This is a genomic window from Bacillus sp. AY18-3, from assembly GCF_008042305.1.
Taxonomy (GTDB): Bacteria; Bacillota; Bacilli; order Bacillales; family Bacillaceae_G; genus Bacillus_A; species Bacillus_A wiedmannii.
In genome coordinates this window covers 213865-230312 of record NZ_QKQR01000009.1, presented here as the reverse complement: position 1 = coordinate 230312, position 16448 = coordinate 213865, and the positions used below count along the sequence as shown (strand labels likewise).

The 16448-nt window shown below is 39.1% G+C and carries 16 protein-coding genes and 1 tRNA gene; 2 read left to right on the top strand and 15 right to left on the bottom strand.

Annotated elements, in window-relative coordinates; all coding sequences use genetic code 11:
* Positions 1–192 precede the first annotated feature (192 nt).
* The 5 genes from rnr to DM800_RS09935 form a co-directional block, all read right to left on the bottom strand.
* Positions 193–2631 (bottom strand): ribonuclease R, encoded by a 2439-nt coding sequence (gene rnr, locus DM800_RS09955; protein ID WP_147786801.1) that lies wholly within the window; start codon positions 2629–2631, stop codon positions 193–195.
* A gap of 142 nt (positions 2632–2773) precedes the next feature.
* Entirely contained in the window at positions 2774–3514 is a 741-nt protein-coding gene (gene estA / locus DM800_RS09950; RefSeq protein ID WP_000761972.1) for a carboxylesterase, read from the bottom strand.
* 161 nt (positions 3515–3675) lie between these two features.
* Positions 3676–3909 (bottom strand): preprotein translocase subunit SecG, encoded by a 234-nt coding sequence (gene secG / locus DM800_RS09945; protein ID WP_000557263.1) that lies wholly within the window; start codon positions 3907–3909, stop codon positions 3676–3678.
* Positions 3910–4003: 94 nt separating this feature from the next.
* Complete coding sequence (locus DM800_RS09940; protein ID WP_000078299.1) at positions 4004–4696, bottom strand: LrgB family protein; 693 nt, start codon at positions 4694–4696, stop codon at positions 4004–4006.
* On the bottom strand, positions 4693–5061 hold the full coding sequence (locus tag DM800_RS09935; protein WP_075309614.1) for a CidA/LrgA family holin-like protein: 369 nt from the start codon (positions 5059–5061) through the stop codon (positions 4693–4695). The genes DM800_RS09940 and DM800_RS09935 overlap by 4 nt, the downstream gene beginning before the upstream one ends.
* 335 nt (positions 5062–5396) lie before the next feature.
* Between DM800_RS09935 and DM800_RS09930 the strand changes: the two genes are divergently transcribed.
* A complete protein-coding gene (locus DM800_RS09930) occupies positions 5397–6347 on the top strand; it encodes a nucleoside hydrolase (RefSeq protein ID WP_147786800.1) in 951 nt (316 codons plus the stop codon).
* Between the two features lie 50 nt (positions 6348–6397).
* Here the strand turns inward: DM800_RS09930 and eno are convergent, their stop codons facing one another.
* The 10 genes from eno to DM800_RS09880 form a co-directional block, all read right to left on the bottom strand.
* Positions 6398–7693, bottom strand: coding sequence for a phosphopyruvate hydratase (eno, locus tag DM800_RS09925; protein ID WP_000103948.1), 1296 nt, complete (start codon positions 7691–7693; stop codon positions 6398–6400).
* Between the two features lie 30 nt (positions 7694–7723).
* Complete coding sequence (gene gpmI / locus DM800_RS09920; RefSeq protein ID WP_001231145.1) at positions 7724–9253, bottom strand: 2,3-bisphosphoglycerate-independent phosphoglycerate mutase; 1530 nt, start codon at positions 9251–9253, stop codon at positions 7724–7726.
* Entirely contained in the window at positions 9250–10005 is a 756-nt protein-coding gene (gene tpiA, locus DM800_RS09915; RefSeq protein ID WP_001231043.1) for a triose-phosphate isomerase, read from the bottom strand. Before tpiA ends, gpmI begins: the two co-directional genes overlap by 4 nt.
* A 32-nt stretch (positions 10006–10037) precedes the next feature.
* The gene (locus DM800_RS09910; protein WP_001036333.1) at positions 10038–11222 is read right to left on the bottom strand and encodes a phosphoglycerate kinase; all 1185 of its coding nucleotides are present in this window, start codon (positions 11220–11222) and stop codon (positions 10038–10040) included.
* A 139-nt stretch (positions 11223–11361) separates the two neighbouring features.
* Positions 11362–12366 (bottom strand): type I glyceraldehyde-3-phosphate dehydrogenase, encoded by a 1005-nt coding sequence (gene gap, locus DM800_RS09905; RefSeq protein WP_000161234.1) that lies wholly within the window; start codon positions 12364–12366, stop codon positions 11362–11364.
* 26 nt (positions 12367–12392) lie between these two features.
* The gene (gene cggR / locus DM800_RS09900) at positions 12393–13421 is read right to left on the bottom strand and encodes a gapA transcriptional regulator CggR (protein ID WP_147786799.1); all 1029 of its coding nucleotides are present in this window, start codon (positions 13419–13421) and stop codon (positions 12393–12395) included.
* Between the two features lie 135 nt (positions 13422–13556).
* On the bottom strand, positions 13557–13802 hold the full coding sequence (locus tag DM800_RS09895; RefSeq protein ID WP_000869731.1) for a glutaredoxin family protein: 246 nt from the start codon (positions 13800–13802) through the stop codon (positions 13557–13559).
* Positions 13803–13811: 9 nt separating this feature from the next.
* Entirely contained in the window at positions 13812–15119 is a 1308-nt protein-coding gene (gene rpoN, locus DM800_RS09890; protein ID WP_088064784.1) for an RNA polymerase factor sigma-54, read from the bottom strand.
* Positions 15120–15391: 272 nt separating this feature from the next.
* Positions 15392–15688: a hypothetical protein gene (locus DM800_RS09885; RefSeq protein WP_147786798.1), complete on the bottom strand. Its 297-nt coding sequence runs from the start codon at positions 15686–15688 to the stop codon at positions 15392–15394.
* 180 nt (positions 15689–15868) lie between these two features.
* Positions 15869–15944: transfer RNA gene (locus tag DM800_RS09880), tRNA-Arg, on the bottom strand.
* A 205-nt stretch (positions 15945–16149) separates the two neighbouring features.
* On the opposite strand from DM800_RS09880, the gene DM800_RS09875 reads away from it, so the two are divergent.
* Positions 16150–16356 (top strand): DUF1657 domain-containing protein, encoded by a 207-nt coding sequence (locus DM800_RS09875; protein ID WP_000216160.1) that lies wholly within the window; start codon positions 16150–16152, stop codon positions 16354–16356.
* The last annotated feature ends 92 nt before the right edge of the window (positions 16357–16448 follow it).

Below are 16448 nucleotides of genomic sequence, written 5' to 3'. Positions count from 1 at the left end.
GGCTCGCTCAGAATGTGAGGTGGATGGAGCTTCTGACCTTGAGGCGCTCTTTGCCTCTCGGGAAGAAGCGAAGCCGCCGAACATTCTAGCCACTGTAGCTGGATTCCATTAAAAAGCAAAAGTGGCTCGCTCTCAAGCCACCAATAAAGAAGAAAAAGCCCCGCTTTTTATCACAGCGAAGCCATCCTTGTCTTACGTACGCTTTTTCTTTTTCTTCTTGAATCCTGGTACATTTTCGAAGAATGCTTTTTTCTTCTTACCGTTACCATCTTTTTTCCCTGGCTGACTAGCGGACGTGGAAGTGGAAGCAGAAGCAGAAGCTGATCCTCTTCCTTTTCCTTTGCCACCACGGTCGAATTTTCTACCTGTACCACGTTCTCCGCCGCGCTCATCACTGCGCTCGCTACGTCCACCGCGTTTCTTTCTGCCTGTTCTTGGCTGTTCGATAACGACTGGACGATCTTTGAACTTACGACGAGGCGTACCTTTCATGCCAACGATTTCAAAGTCGATTGCACGCTCGTCTTTATTTACGTTAATAACGCGAATTGTAATTTCGTCTCCGATGCGGAATACGTTACCTGTACGTTCTCCGATCATTGCGAAATGTTTCTCGTCATAACGGTAGTAATCATCCGTTAAGTAGCTAACGTGTACAAGACCTTCAATTGTATTTGGAAGCTCTACGAATAAACCGAAGTTTGTTACAGAGCTAATCATACCGTCATACTCTTCGCCGATCTTATCAACCATATACTCTGCTTTTTTCATTTCGTCTGTTTCACGTTCTGCTTCAACAGCACGGCGTTCCATATTAGAAGAGTGCTCTGCAATCTCAGGTAAGTTTTCACGCCATTTTGCTTGTGTTTCATTGTCGACTTTACCGTTAATGATGTATTCACGAATTAATCTATGAACGATTGTATCTGGGTAACGACGAATTGGTGATGTGAAATGTGTGTAGAACTCAGTTGATAAACCGAAATGTCCTAAGCTATCCGCATCGTAACGCGCTTGCTTCATTGAACGAAGCATTACTGTTGAAATAACTACTTCTTCCGGCTGTCCTTGAACCATTTCAAGAATTTGTTGCAGCGCACGAGGATGTATTTCATTCGCACGTCCTTTTACTGCATATCCGAAGTTTGTTACAAACTCGAAGAAACGTTCCAGCTTATCTTCTTTCGGATCTTCATGGACACGGTACATGAATGGTACGTTCATCCAGTGGAAATGCTCTGCTACTGTTTCGTTCGCAACAAGCATAAATTCTTCAATTAACTTCTCTGATACAGAACGATCACGCATGACAACATCTGTCGGTTTACCTTCTTCATCTACTAATACTTTCGCTTCTTTAAAGTCAAAGTCGATTGCACCGCGGCGCATACGTTTTTCACGTAAAATCTGTGCCAATTGACCCATCTCTTTAAACATCGGTACGAGCGGCTCATAGCGTTTGATTAACTCTTCGTCCTCATCTTCTAAAATGCTTCTTACGTCAGCATACGTCATACGCTCTGTCGTTTTAATCACACTTTGGAAAATCTCATGCTTTACAACATCACCTAAGTTGTTGATTTCCATTTCACAAGATAACGTCAGACGGTCTACTTTCGGGTTTAACGAACAAATACCGTTAGATAGACGATGCGGAATCATCGGAATTACACGGTCAACAAGATATACACTCGTTGCTCTTTCCGCTGCTTCTACATCAATTGGAGAACCTTCTTGAACGTAATGACTTACATCCGCAATATGAACGCCAAGCTTGTAGTTACCGTTCTCGAGCTTCGTTACTGTAACAGCGTCATCTAAATCTTTCGCATCTGCACCGTCAATCGTTACGATCATTTGGTCACGCAGGTCACGGCGATCTTTTAAATCTTCTTCTGAAATCGTTTCTGGTACACTGTTTGCATGCTCCATCACTTCTTCAGGGAATGCTAAAGGTAGATGATGTTTATGAATAACTGATAAAATATCTACTCCTGGATCATTTTTATGACCTAGAATTTGAATAACTTCACCTTCTGCACTTAAACGATTCTCTGGATAGCTCGTAATTTTCACAACTACTTTATGGCCTTCTACAGCACCCATTGATGCACTTTTCAAGATAAAGATATCACTCGTCCAGCGCTTATTGTCAGGTACAACAAATCCAAAGTTTTTCGATTCTGTATATGTACCAACTAGTTCTTTCGTGCCGCGCTCTAAAATACGTACAATTGAACCTTCTTGGCGTGATCCACTTGATTGTGCGCTAACACGCGCTAATACTGTATCGCCATGAAGTGCACCGTTTAACTCTGTAGGTGGGATGAAAAGATCATCGTCTCCGGTTTTCTTCTCTTCTGGTACAACGAATGCAAAGCCACGTGCATGTCCAATTAATTTACCGCGTACTAAATTCATCTTTTCAGGAAGACCGTAACGGTTACTACGTGTGCGAATAACAAGTCCCTTCTCTTCCATCGTTACAAGTGCCTTTACAAAATCTTTAAAGCCCTCAGAACCTTCAATTCCAAATGCCTCTTCTAACTCTTGTATCGTTAGCGGTTTATACGCTTCTTCTCTCATAAATAATAACAACTTATCAATATTTTCTTGTATGATTTCTTCCAAGCAGAAATACCTCCTTTAAACCCTTATATTATTTAGTGTATCCGAAAGACTGGGGATGTATAAAGCGAAAATTTAATACTCCCCTAATGATTTTTACAGTTTTCACAAAAAATTCCTTATGAAAAAAAGAGGCAACTAGATCTTACCAATCTAGTTGCTCCAAGAAGTTATATACATCCTCATGTAGCTCGTCACGTTGCTTATCAAGTGTAATGACATGCGTAGAGTCTTCATACCATTTAATGTCTTTTAACGTAGATTCTACACCGTTATAAATAATGTTAGCACTATCTGTATTAATCATTTCATCATGACGTGCTTGTACAACAAATGTAGGTGCATAAATCATATCCACATTGTTACGTACGTCAGCAATTAATTGTTGTAATGCTTTTAATGTATTCATCGGTGTCTTTTGGAATTCCAACATTTCTTGTTCGATTTGCTCTGGTGATTTTTGCTCACGGTTTTTATATTCGCGGGCATATGCCAATATACCTTGGTACATCGTTTCTTCACTCTTAATATACATTGGTGCACACATTGGTACTACACCTAAAACAGGTACTGTATAACCTAATTTTAAAGAAAATACGCCGCCAAGTGATAATCCAACAACAGCAATTTTCTCAAAGCCTTTATCTTTTAAAAGCTGATATGCCTCCATTACGTCTTGCCACCAATCTTCAGGACCTGTATGAACAAGCTCTTCTGGTGGTACACCGTGCCCTTTATAAATTGGCGCATGACAAGTGTAGCCTTTCTTCTCTAAGAAACGCCCTAACATACGTACATCAGCTGAGTTTCCTGTGAAACCATGTAGTAATAAAACAGCGCGGTCTCCACCCTCAAATGTAAATGGTTTCGGAGATGCTAATTTCATCATGTACTTCTCCTCTTTCTCTTCTGTAATCTAGTCGTATTCTTTCTATATCTAGTGTACCATATTTATATTTCTATAATCTAATTAGAAACATCTTTCAAATGGCAAAATAAAAAAAGAAGAACCATTAGTACATCTTACTAACGCTTCTTCTTTCAATTCTATAAATTTAAGTACGTAACAGCAATTGTTAATACGAAGAATAGAACAGCTAAAACAATTGTAATACGGTTTAATACCGCTTCAATTCCACGTGCTTTTTGCTTACCAAATAATTGCTCTGCACCGCCTGAAATTGCACCTGAAAGGCCTGAGCTATTACTAGACTGCATAAGTACCATAACAATCATTAAAATCGATACAATAATAAGTAAAACGGATAATAACGTATGCACTTGGCGTACCTCCTACAAAGATTCAGTTATTTTAACTGTAGCATAAATTCTATAGAAAAGCGAGAGCTATAGAGTCGCTCTCGCTTTTCTTCTATTACATAAACATCATTGCAAATAACGGCCCGAGCAAACATGTCAAAATTGCTGTTAATGTCATTGTTACCGATCCAATAACACCTTCATGTTCATTATTTTTCATCGCTCTCATTACACCCATAATATGAGAAGCACATCCAAATCCGATACCTTTACCAACTGAGTTTGTAACGCGGCTCCATTTTAATAAAAGTGGGCCGGTAATCGTTCCAGTAATACCTGCGATAACAACGAAAGCTGCTGTTAATGACGGTACACCACCAACTTGCTCTGAAACACTCATCGCAACTGGCATTGTCACCGATTTTGGTAAAGAAGATAAAATTAAGCTTTTATCTGTTCCCATAAGTGATGCAATGGCAAAATCACTTGCGATTGCAACTGTTGTCCCTACTAATACGCCACCAGCAATCGGTACAACATATTTTTGCAGAACGTGACGTTGCTTATAAAGAGGAATTGCAAATGCTACAACACCGGGTCCCAGCAGTTTTGCAATCCAGCCACCACCGCTTTCCATATAATGTTGATATGGTATATCAAGCATGATAAATAAGAAAGCCATTAATCCTGTTGCTACAAGCATTGGAATGGTGAATGGTGTTGGAAATAATTTATAGATTTTTTTAGATAATTGGTATAATAGCACCGTAAAAAGAACCCAACCGATTCCGATTAATATTTGGCTCATCGCGACTCTCTTTCCTTTCTATTCGCAAGATATTGTCCTGTATGCCCTGCGACAATAATAATTAAAAATGTACTCGCTACAATTGTAATGAAAAGAGAAATTCCTTTACTCATAAAAAAAGCACCGTAATTCATTAGGCCAAGTGTTGGCGGAATTAATAAAAACGGCATAATAGCAACGAGTGTTTCTGCTCCTAAATCGAACCATTTCACTGGAAGGACTTTTAGGCTAAGTAAAACAAGTAAGAGGAACATTCCAATCAAACTTCCTGGAATCGGAATATTTAACACTTCTTGTAACCAAGTTCCAACCATATACAAGACGTAAAGAGCAGCAATTTGGACAAGAATCTTTGTAAATTTCATGTTCATCATCCCTCATGTTTATACGATCTTCTCTTAATATCTTTATCATAGTATAAATTGTAAAAAGCTGCAATTTATCAACTTGACAGCAAAAACAGCTTATGTTAGACGCTTACAACCTTGATATGACTGGATTTCCGCATAGAAATTAAGTCAAAAACCTTGACCTAATATAAAAAGTTTTTATTTTCTGAATTTATAACGTTGTTATTTCAATAAAATAATCTTTTTATCCTTAAGCTTACATATATATAAAGTGAAACTTTCATTAGTGATGGTTTTCTTCATCCCTACAATCAGGCTTTTACGGGATAAACAAGATAGGTGGTGAACATATGCCAAAAAAAGTTCTTATTTTTTGTGACCCTGGGATTGATGATACGATGGCTCTCCTCTTAGCATTCTTTATTGATGAAATAGAAATCGTCGGCATTGTTGCTGATTACGGCAATGTTCCAAAAGAAATGGCCGTACATAACGCTCATTTTCTTAAGAACGAAGCAAAGGATAGAAATATCAAGATATTTGGTGGATCAGAACGCCCACTTACTGGCGCCCCTCCTGCTTTCTTTACGGAAGTACACGGGAAACAAGGGCTCGGGCCAATTATTCCAAAGGGATATGTGACTAACGGAGAAATGGAGAATTTTTTCGAAGTCATTCCTCTTATTGAACAGTATAAAGATGAATTAATCATTGTTAGTTTAGGCAGACTTACCTCCCTAGCAATTTTATTCATCTTATGTAAACAGCTCATGAAGCAAGTTAAATCTTACTACGTAATGGGCGGTGCCTTTTTACATCCTGGTAATGTTACCCCTATTTCCGAAGCAAACTTTTATGGCGATCCTACCGCTGCTAATATAGTCCTTCAATCCTCACCTAATATGTACATCTATCCATTAAACGTCACTCAGTATTCCATCATTACACCAGAAATGGCTGAATACATTGAAGCAAAAGGAAAAGCCCCACTCGTCAAACCGTTATTCAATCATTATTACTACGGATTTTATAAAGACGCCTTACCGCATTTAAAGGGGAGCCCCTTCCATGACACAATGCCAATACTCGCTTTACTTGATAACTCTATGTTTACATATCACAAGTCACCTATCGTTGTCATGACAGAATCTTATGCACAAGGAACAAGCATAGGGGAATTTCGTTCTTTAGGAGAATCTAAGCCATTTATTGATTGGCCGAGTCATCAAATCGCAATTGATTTTGATTATAACCGCTTCTTTAAACATTTCATGTCACTTATGACGGGTGAGCAATTTTAACATAAAAAAACAGACCGTGATTTCTCACGGTCTGTCGTTATTTTCTACAATTATCGTTTGATGTTGTAGAAAGATTTGATACCATCGTAAACAGCGATTTCGCCTAGTTCGTCTTCGATGCGTAATAATTGGTTGTACTTAGCAATACGGTCAGTACGGCTCATAGAACCAGTTTTGATTTGGCCAGCGTTAGTTGCAACTGCGATGTCAGCGATTGTAGCATCTTCAGTTTCACCAGAACGGTGAGATACAACTGCTGTGTAACCAGCACGTTTAGCCATTTCGATAGCTTCGAAAGTCTCAGTTAAAGTACCGATTTGGTTAACTTTAATTAAGATTGAGTTAGAGATACCTTTTTCGATACCTTCAGCAAGTTTTTGAGTGTTAGTTACGAATAAGTCGTCACCAACTAATTGTACTTTATCACCGATACGCTCAGTTAATAATTTGTGACCATCCCAGTCGTTTTCGTCTAAACCATCTTCGATAGAGATGATTGGGAAGTCTTTGCAAAGCTCTTCGTAGAAATCAACCATTTCTGCAGAAGTTAAGCCAGTACGGCCTTCGCCTGCAAGGTCATATTTACCAGTTTCTTTGTTGTAGAACTCAGAAGAAGCAACGTCCATTCCTAAGAATACGTTCTCGCCAGCTTTGTAACCAGCTTTTTCGATAGCTTCAATGATTACTTCTAATGCTTCACGGTTAGAACCAAGGTTTGGAGCGAATCCACCTTCGTCACCTACTGCAGTGTTAAGACCTTTGTCATGTAATACAGCTTTAAGTGCATGGAATACTTCAGCACCCATACGGATTGATTCTTTGAATGTTGGAGCACCAACTGGTAAGATCATGAACTCTTGGAAGTCTACGTTGTTATCAGCGTGAGAACCACCGTTGATGATGTTCATCATTGGAGTTGGTAATTGTTTTGCATTGAATCCACCAAGGTAACGGTATAATGGAAGACCTACGAAGTCAGCTGCAGCGTGAGCTACTGCCATAGATACACCAAGGATAGCGTTAGCGCCTAGTTTACCTTTGTTTGGAGTGCCATCTAATTCGATCATAGCACGGTCGATACCAGCTTGGTCAGTTACGTCGAAACCAACGATTTCTGGAGCGATTGCTTCGTTAACGTTGTTTACTGCATTTAGAACACCTTTACCAAGGTAACGAGATTTGTCACCGTCACGTAATTCTACTGCTTCGTGCTCACCAGTAGATGCACCACTTGGTACGATAGCGCGTCCGAAAGCGCCGCTTTCTGTGTAAACTTCTACTTCTACAGTTGGGTTACCACGAGAGTCAAGGACTTCGCGAGCATAAACATCAATAATTGTTGACATAATAAATTCTCTCCTTTTTATATAAGCAAATTATTTAATAATTGTTTTACCTGTCATTTCTTTCGGTTGTTCCACATTTAAAAGCGTAAGCATTGTTGGAGCGATATCTCCTAAAATACCACCTTCACGAAGCTCTACATCATTTTTTGTAACGATGAAAGGAACCGGGTTAGTTGTATGAGCTGTCATTGGTCCACCATCAGCAGTTAACTCCTGATCAGCATTACCATGGTCAGCAGTAATAAGTGCTACACCATCTTTTGCAAGAATCGCTTCTACAACTTTTCCTAAACATTCGTCAGTTGCTTCTACTGCTTTAATTGTTGGTTCCATCATCCCAGAATGGCCAACCATATCACAGTTTGCAAAGTTAAGAATGATAACATCATGTTTATCATTTTCGATTTCATTTACTAAAGCGTCCGTTACTTCGTAAATGCTCATTTCAGGTTTCAAGTCATACGTTGCAACCTTCGGTGAGTTAATTAAAATACGCTCTTCTCCTGGGAATTCAGCCTCACGACCACCGCTAAAGAAGAATGTAACGTGCGGATACTTTTCAGTTTCCGCGATGCGAAGTTGCTTTAATCCCGCTTGCGCAACAACTTCACCTAATGTGTTATCAAGGTTCATTGGCTTGAATGCCACGTAACCATCTACAGTTTCACTGAAATGTGTCATACAAACGAATTCAGGAATGTGAGGTACTTTTTCACCACGATCGAACTCACGGAAGTCTTCGTTTGTAAATACACGAGCAATTTGAATTGCACGGTCTGGACGGAAGTTATAGAAGATAACTGCATCATCATCATTGATTGTTGCAACTGGCGTGTTATCTTCGTTAACAATTACAGACGGCAATACGAATTCATCATAGATACCGTTCGCATAAGAGTCTTCTACACACTCTTCTGCTGATTTATAAGTAGGGCCTTCACCATTCACCATAGCACTGTAACATTTTTCTACGCGATCCCAACGCTTGTCACGGTCCATAGAGTAATAACGACCAGAGATAGTCGCGAATTGTCCTACTCCTGTTTCTTTAATTACTTCATTTGTTGCATCGATATAACCTTTTGCTGTTTGTGGTCCAACATCGCGGCCGTCTAAGAATGCATGGATATAAACTTTCTCCACGCCTTCTTTTGCTGCTAAGCGAAGAAGAGCAAACATATGGTTCATGTGACTGTGCACACCACCATCAGAAAGTAAACCGAATAAATGAAGAGCAGTACCTTTTTCTTTTACGCTTTTAATTGCATTTTGGAAAGTTTCGTTCTGATCGAACTCACCTTCACGAATTGCAACGTTTACGCGTGTTAAGCTTTGATATACAATGCGGCCAGCACCGATATTTAAGTGACCAACCTCAGAGTTACCCATTTGACCTTCTGGAAGGCCTACTTCCTCACCACAAGCTGTAAGCGTTGTGTGAGGGAATTTGTTCCAGTAACCATCAAAATTAGGTTTCTTAGCTTGTGCTACAGCATTCCCATGAGTTTCTTCACGTAGTCCGAAACCATCAAGAATGATTAAAGCTGTTGGCTTTCTCATTTTACCGCCCCCAGAAGACCTAAGAACGAAGCAGGCTCTAAGCTAGCACCGCCAACTAAAGCGCCGTCGATGTCAGATTGTGCCATATACTCTTTAATGTTTTCTGGTTTTACGCTACCGCCGTATTGAATACGAACAGCTTCTGCAGCTTCTGTAGAAACAGCTTCTGCAACAACTTTACGGATGTGCGCACATACTTCGTTTGCATCTGCAGAAGAAGAAGATTTACCTGTACCGATAGCCCAGATTGGCTCATAAGCGATAACAGTTGCTTTAACTTGCTCTTCTGTTAAACCTGCAAGTGCTTTTGTCACTTGACCTGCTACTAGATCAAATGTTTTTCCGCTTTCGCGCTCTTCTAAAGTCTCACCACAACATACGATTGGTGTTAAACCATGTTCAAATGCTGCAAGAGTCTTTTTGTTTACTGACTCATCTGTTTCAGCAAACATTTCACGACGCTCAGAGTGGCCAAGTACTACGTAGCCTACTTTTAAGTCGCTAAGTGCTACTGGGCTAATTTCGCCAGTGAATGCACCATTTTTTTCGAAGTGCATGTTTTGTGCACCTACTTGTAAATCAGTTCCTTCAGTTGCTGCTACTAAACGCTCTAAAAATAGAGCTGGAGAGCAAACTACTGCATCAACAGCTGAAGCTGCTGGGATTTGACCTTTAACTTCCTCTACGAAGCTAACTGCTTCAGATAGAGTTTTATTCATTTTCCAGTTACCTGCGATAATTGGTTTACGCATGCTTTGCACCGTCCTTTTTCTTTGGCTGCTACTTATTTGTCGTTAAGACAAACTACACCTGGAAGCTCTTTGCCTTCCATGAATTCTAATGACGCACCGCCGCCAGTAGAAATGTGGCTCATTTTATCAGCCATACCGAATTTTTCAACAGCTGCTGCAGAGTCACCACCGCCGATAACAGAGTATGTATCTTCTGCATCTGCTAATGCTTGTCCTACTGCTTTTGTACCTTCTGCGAATGGAGTCATTTCGAATACACCCATTGGTCCATTCCATACAACAAGCTTAGAATTTTTAATTACATCTGCATAAATTTCACGTGTTTTAGGACCGATGTCCACGCCTTCCCAAGTAGAAGGGATAGAGTCGATACCTACGATTTGAGTTGTTGCAGTTTCAGAGAATTCCTCTGTGATTACAACATCAACTGGCATGTAGAAGTTTACGCCTTTTTCTTTTGCAAGTTGCATAAATTCTTTAGCTAGTTCGATCTTGTCGTCTTCACATAGAGATAGACCAATTTCATGACCTAAAGCTTTAACGAATGTGTAAGCAAGTCCGCCACCGATGATTAAGTTATCTACTTTGTCTAATAGATGACGAATTACACCGATTTTATCTTTTACTTTCGCACCACCGATGATAGCTGTGAATGGACGTTCTGGGTTAGAAAGTGCTTTTCCAAGTACATCTAACTCTTTTTCCATTAATAATCCAGATACTGCTGGTAGGTAGTCTGCGATACCTGCTGTAGAAGCGTGAGCACGGTGAGCTGCACCGAATGCATCGTTTACGAAGATATCAGCAAGAGCTGCAAATTCTTTCGCAAGTTCTGCATCGTTCTTTTCTTCGCCCGCATAGAAACGTACGTTTTCAAGAACTAATACGTCGCCTTCGTTCATTGCTGCAACCATTTCCTGTGCAACTGGTCCGAATGCTTCGTCTGCTTTTTTAACATCTTTACCAAGAAGCTCGCCTAAACGTGCTGCTACTGGAGTAAGACGTAATTCTTCTACTGCTTGACCTTTTGGGCGGCCTAAGTGACTTGCTAAAATAACTTTCGCACCTTGCTCTACTAAATATTGAATTGTAGGAAGAGCTGCACGGATACGAGTTTCATCTGTAATTTTGCCTTCTTTCATAGGTACGTTGAAATCAACGCGGCAAAATACACGCTTACCTTTTAAATCTACGTCACGAATTGATTTTTTGTTCATTGGATTTCCCTCCGACTACTAGTTAGGATTGACAAAACCCACTCAAAAGCTTAACACATTTGCTTTTAAAACGAAAGAAGAGAGAGAGGGAACAAACCCTCTCCCTCGTTTTGTCATTGATTACTTATATAATTAAGAATTAAAGACCTTTAGAAGTCATGTATGCTGCTAGGTCTACTACGCGGTTAGAGTAACCAGTTTCGTTATCGTACCAAGAAAGTACTTTAACCATGTTACCTTCCATTACCATTGTAGATAATGCATCGATTGTAGAAGAAGCTGTACATCCGTTATAGTCGATAGATACTAATGGCTCTTCGCTGTATCCAAGGATACCTTTTAATTCGCCTTCAGCTGCTGCTTTGAATGCTGCGTTTACATCTTCAACTGTTACTTCTTTGTCAAGTTCAACAACTAAGTCAACAAGAGAAACGTTAGCAGTTGGAACACGTACAGCGCCACCGTTTAATTTACCTTTAAGTTCTGGTAATACTAATGCTACAGCTTTAGCTGCACCAGTAGATGTTGGGATCATGTTTTCAGCTGCTGCACGAGCACGACGTAAATCTTTGTGTGGTAAGTCTAAGATTTGTTGGTCGTTAGTGTAAGAGTGAATTGTTGTCATCATTCCGCGTTTTACGCCGAATTTTTCGTTTAATACTTTAGCGAATGGAGCTAGACAGTTTGTAGTACAAGAAGCGTTAGATACTACGTTGTGGTTAGCTGCATCATATTGTTCGTGGTTAACACCCATAACTACAGTGATATCTTCGTCAGAAGCTGGAGCTGAGATGATAACTTTCTTAACTGATCCACCTAAGTGTTTTTCAGCGTCTGATTTTTTAGTGAAACGGCCAGTAGATTCTACTACTACTTCTACTCCGTAGTCGCTCCATGGTAATTGAGCTGGGTCACGCTCAGCGATAACTTTAATTTCTTTACCGTTAACAACGATGCTGTTTTCGTTAGCAGATACTTCTGCATTTAAAGTTCCGTGAACTGTGTCATATTTTAAAAGGTGAGCTAATGTTTTAGCATCTGTTAAGTCGTTGATTGCTACTACTTCTACCTCAGAGTTGTTAAGAGCTGCGCGGAATACGTTACGTCCGATACGTCCAAATCCATTAATACCAATTTTAGTCATTTGAATTTCCTCCTTGGGGGATTATATTAAAGGGTAATACCCTTTGTTAACTGTTTTGCTGCACCTTCATCTGTAATTAGAATTGAAGTGTGCCCTTGTTTAATTACAGCCTGTATTGCCTTTGCCTTTGAAGAACCTCCAGCGACTGCAACAACGTGAGATACATGTTGTAAATCCTCAAGTTGCATACCAACTGTTCTTACTTTATGAACAACATTTCCTTGTTCATTAAAGTAGTAACCGAAAGCTTCGCCTACTGCTTCGCTTGCTTGAATCTTTAACCAATCTGCTTCTGAAGTATTTCTGCGACGTGCCATTGTTAACGCATCACCTATTCCATGAATGACGATATTGGAAGATCGAATCAACTCAAGAACTTCTTTCACGGAAGGCTCTGTCACAATAGACGCATATGCTTCGCTACTAACATGGTCTGGAACATACAATAAGCGATAATTACTCATCGTATTTTGTGCCATCTTGGCACAAATGGTATTGGCTTCTAATTCGACACCCTCTCCAATTCCACCACGCGCTGGGACAAATAGCATATGTAAATCTTTGCAATCAAGCTGCATCATGTCCGCAGCAGCAGCTAGCGTAGTTCCTCCAGCCACAGCAACGATATTATTCGCTGTCAGACGGTCTTTTATACAAGTCACACAAGCACGGCCCATCTCCAGTTTGACCCAAGGTGATTCATCACTATCACCAGGGACAACGAAAACTTCATCCAAGTCTAATGTTTCCTTAAGTTGCTTTTCTAAAACCTTTAACCCGGAAATTTCTTTCATAAAGTCTTCCAAAGCAAGAACTAAAGCTGTTCCTTCTTCTGTCAAAGTCATTCCAGAAGAAGCGACGTGAACTAAGTTTTGTTCTTTCAAAACTTGAACTTCACTTCGCAATACTCGTTCTGTCATACCGAGACTTGCTGACAAGTTTCTTCTTCCAATCGGCTGCATGAGCCTAATGTATTGAAGAATTTGCATTCTCTTTTGCATAACAGGTAGCAGATCAGGTAATAATTTTTTTGTGTTCTGAATCCATGAGCGCATATCTTTTCTCCTCACTACATTGGTTCATTTTTCCTCGTGGTCACTTTACGTCCCGTAGTGACATTTTGTGTCCCACATAGGTTAAAAAAATAATCCCTGCTACGTGTATTATTGTAACAGGAGATAGAAACTTATTCAACTCTTAACTGCATTCTTTATATAGTTTATTATGACACCTTTGTGAATGTTACCATATTCTACTTGTTTTCCGCCTATTTCTACCACCGGAATCATTAGGTGATATTTTTCTAAAAGGTCATTATCTTCATATATATTTATTTCCTCGATTTGAAAAGAATATTCACATTGTACTTCCTCTAAAACTTGTTTCGCCTGCACGCAAAGGCCACAATCTTTTTTTGTATACAGTACAACTTTCATATTCTTCACCTATCCGATCGTTTTTCGTAATGATGACGCTGGAATGTGCATTTGTTCTCTATACTTCGCCACTGTTCTTCGAGAAATAACGATTTCATGCTCTTCTTCTAATAATTTTGAAATCTTTTGATCTGAAAGTGGCTTTTTCTTATTCTCCGCCTCAACAAGCGTTTGGATAAATCGTTTCACACGCTTTGTAGAAACTGCTTCATCTTCAGTAGTCGAAATAGCATTACTAAAGAAAGATTTCATCTCAAATAAACCATGTGGTGTTTGCACATATTTATTTCGCGTTGCACGACTAATTGTAGATTCATGCACACTTAACTCTTCCGCTACCTCTTTTAAAGCAAGCGGTTTTAAATATTCTGGACCTTCCCAGAAGAAATCACGTTGTTTTTCCATAATAATAGTCATCACTTGCAGAAGCGTTTGTTTTCTCTGTTTTAAACTGCGCATAATCCACTGCACATGCTGATACTTTTCTGATACATAAGATGCTACTTCACTTTCACTATTATTCAGAAGCGCACTATACTCAGAATGAATTTCAATTCTCGGCATATTTCTCTCGTTCATTTGTAAAACGAGACGATCACCATCTTTTTTCACCGCCATATCAGGCACAATATAAAGCGGTTTATCAGAAGAAAACGCAAGACCTGGTTTCGGCTGTAATGACGTAATACAGTTCACCGCCGATTGCAATTCTTCATTACTACACTTCAACACTTGAACGAGCTTTCGCCAATCTTTCTTCACGAAATAAGCGAAGTGATCCTCTATAACCTCTTCCGCTAATCCATTCCGTCTTTGTAAGCGCTTCAATTGTAAAGTTAGACATTCCTGAATATTACGCGCTCCTACCCCTGCTGGCTCGAGTGATTGGACAAGCTCTACAAAGCGGGCGACTTCATGAATCGGTGCGGAAAGGAGATCCGCTAACTCTTCGTTCGTTTCTTGTAAATACCCATTTCCATCCATGTTCATAATAATGAAAGAAGCTATTTTTCGCTCTTCTTCATCTATTTTATAATACTGTATTTGATTTAATAAATGTTGCTGAATCGTTGTTGAATCCACACTGTAGATTTCCATCTGATTCTCGATTTGTTTGCTGGTACTTTTACTGTTGTTAGAGCTCTTTTTCTTCTCCCTCTCAAAACCACCTAACTCAATAAGGGGATTCTCTAACGATTGCTCATACAAAAACTCCGATAATTCTTGTACATTATACTGGAGCATTGTAATCGCTTGCCTTAACTCTTGTGTCATTGCCAAACGTAAGCTTTGTTCTTGTAAAAGACTTGCCTTCAAACTAATCTCCCCCTTGTTTCTATTGTACAATAAGTTTGGTAAAAGGAGAATGCTATCACAGACACCCATTCCAAAATATTATTAATTTATATGTATTAATGAGATTTACAACTTACAACCGAAATTTGAATAATATTGAAAGAAAATAATAGCGCGATAAAAATTATTACCACATACTAATAGTAAATCTTATTATCAGATATAACAAGTATTAATAAAAAAGGTCTGCACTTATATTTGTAAGTGCAGACCTTTTTATGCAGATAGATTCATTATGCTTCGTTAAATATAACACCCCCTTCTTCAGCAGGCCATTCACCTTCTAATTCCATGTCGTCTAACATCATTTCAGCCGTAAAGACAATCGCTATTAAATCCTTATGGTAGTCTCCGCTAGGCAAATAGTGATTAGGTCCAAAACAATCCCTATCAATTTCTTTATAGTGCACTTCCATATTTAACATGAATTTCAACATTTCATCGCCTGTAATTTCACCAGAATCAGACACAGCAACGGTTCTACGTTCGTTATCCCCTAAAATACTTAAATATCCACTAATTTTACGCACCTGCAATCCCCTCATACTATAATTTTTAGATAATTTTAGTATAAACTCATTACAAAATTAACAGAAGTACCTTGTAGGGCCATAACAAAAACCCCCTATACACAATTATTTCTAATCACATACAAGAGGTTGTTTTAAATTTACTATTTATTTTCAACACGTAACACCAACAATACATAACGCGCCCAGAGGGATTCGAACCCCCGGCAGACGTGGTACCGGAAACCACCGCTCTATCCGACTGAGCTATGGGCGCATGATTATAGAAAATAGTTCATTTTCTTTTCATAATAATAGCAATAAAATCCATCTAAATCAATAAAAATATCCCTGTAATCCTTTATGAATCTTAGTTAGGAATATATTAACAAAGTACTATCCCCTAAATTTTCCAATCATAAATTCATCCCAACTCACAAATTATAATCTTTGAATTGATATTCCAAAGGGGGCTTCATTCAATGACTGTAATTACAAAACTAAAGCAAACTGTTTCTGGATTAAAAAGTGCACAAGCTAGCTTAGAGGGATTCGCTCTTGATACGGATAACCAACAAGCAAAGCAACTTTTCCAAACAGCTGCAGAGCAAACGCAAACGATTATCGATTCTTTAAATCCACGCGTTGAAGAAGTCCAACAAGAAGAACCACAATACTCACAGCAATAACAGATTAGTCATGCTGTGAAATAGAAAAAGGATGATATGCAGTCATCCTTTTTCTATCACATTACATATTGCAATAGAAATGGAATGATAAT

Excerpts from the sequence above, each read along its gene's own strand:
- gpmI (WP_001231145.1), bottom strand. The coding sequence starts at position 9,253 with ATGAGAAAGCCAACAGCTTTAATCATTCTTGATGGTTTCGGACTACGT.
- gap (WP_000161234.1), bottom strand. The coding sequence starts at position 12,366 with ATGACTAAAATTGGTATTAATGGATTTGGACGTATCGGACGTAACGTA.
- DM800_RS09940 (WP_000078299.1), bottom strand. The coding sequence starts at position 4,696 with ATGAGCCAAATATTAATCGGAATCGGTTGGGTTCTTTTTACGGTGCTA.
- estA (WP_000761972.1), bottom strand. The coding sequence starts at position 3,514 with ATGAAATTAGCATCTCCGAAACCATTTACATTTGAGGGTGGAGACCGC.
- DM800_RS09875 (WP_000216160.1), top strand. The coding sequence starts at position 16,150 with ATGACTGTAATTACAAAACTAAAGCAAACTGTTTCTGGATTAAAAAGT.
- tpiA (WP_001231043.1), bottom strand. The coding sequence starts at position 10,005 with ATGCGTAAACCAATTATCGCAGGTAACTGGAAAATGAATAAAACTCTA.
- DM800_RS09930 (WP_147786800.1), top strand. The coding sequence starts at position 5,397 with ATGCCAAAAAAAGTTCTTATTTTTTGTGACCCTGGGATTGATGATACG.
- DM800_RS09910 (WP_001036333.1), bottom strand. The coding sequence starts at position 11,222 with ATGAACAAAAAATCAATTCGTGACGTAGATTTAAAAGGTAAGCGTGTA.
- DM800_RS09895 (WP_000869731.1), bottom strand. The coding sequence starts at position 13,802 with ATGAAAGTTGTACTGTATACAAAAAAAGATTGTGGCCTTTGCGTGCAG.
- DM800_RS09935 (WP_075309614.1), bottom strand. The coding sequence starts at position 5,061 with ATGAAATTTACAAAGATTCTTGTCCAAATTGCTGCTCTTTACGTCTTG.
- cggR (WP_147786799.1), bottom strand. The coding sequence starts at position 13,421 with ATGCGCTCATGGATTCAGAACACAAAAAAATTATTACCTGATCTGCTA.
- eno (WP_000103948.1), bottom strand. The coding sequence starts at position 7,693 with ATGTCAACAATTATTGATGTTTATGCTCGCGAAGTCCTTGACTCTCGT.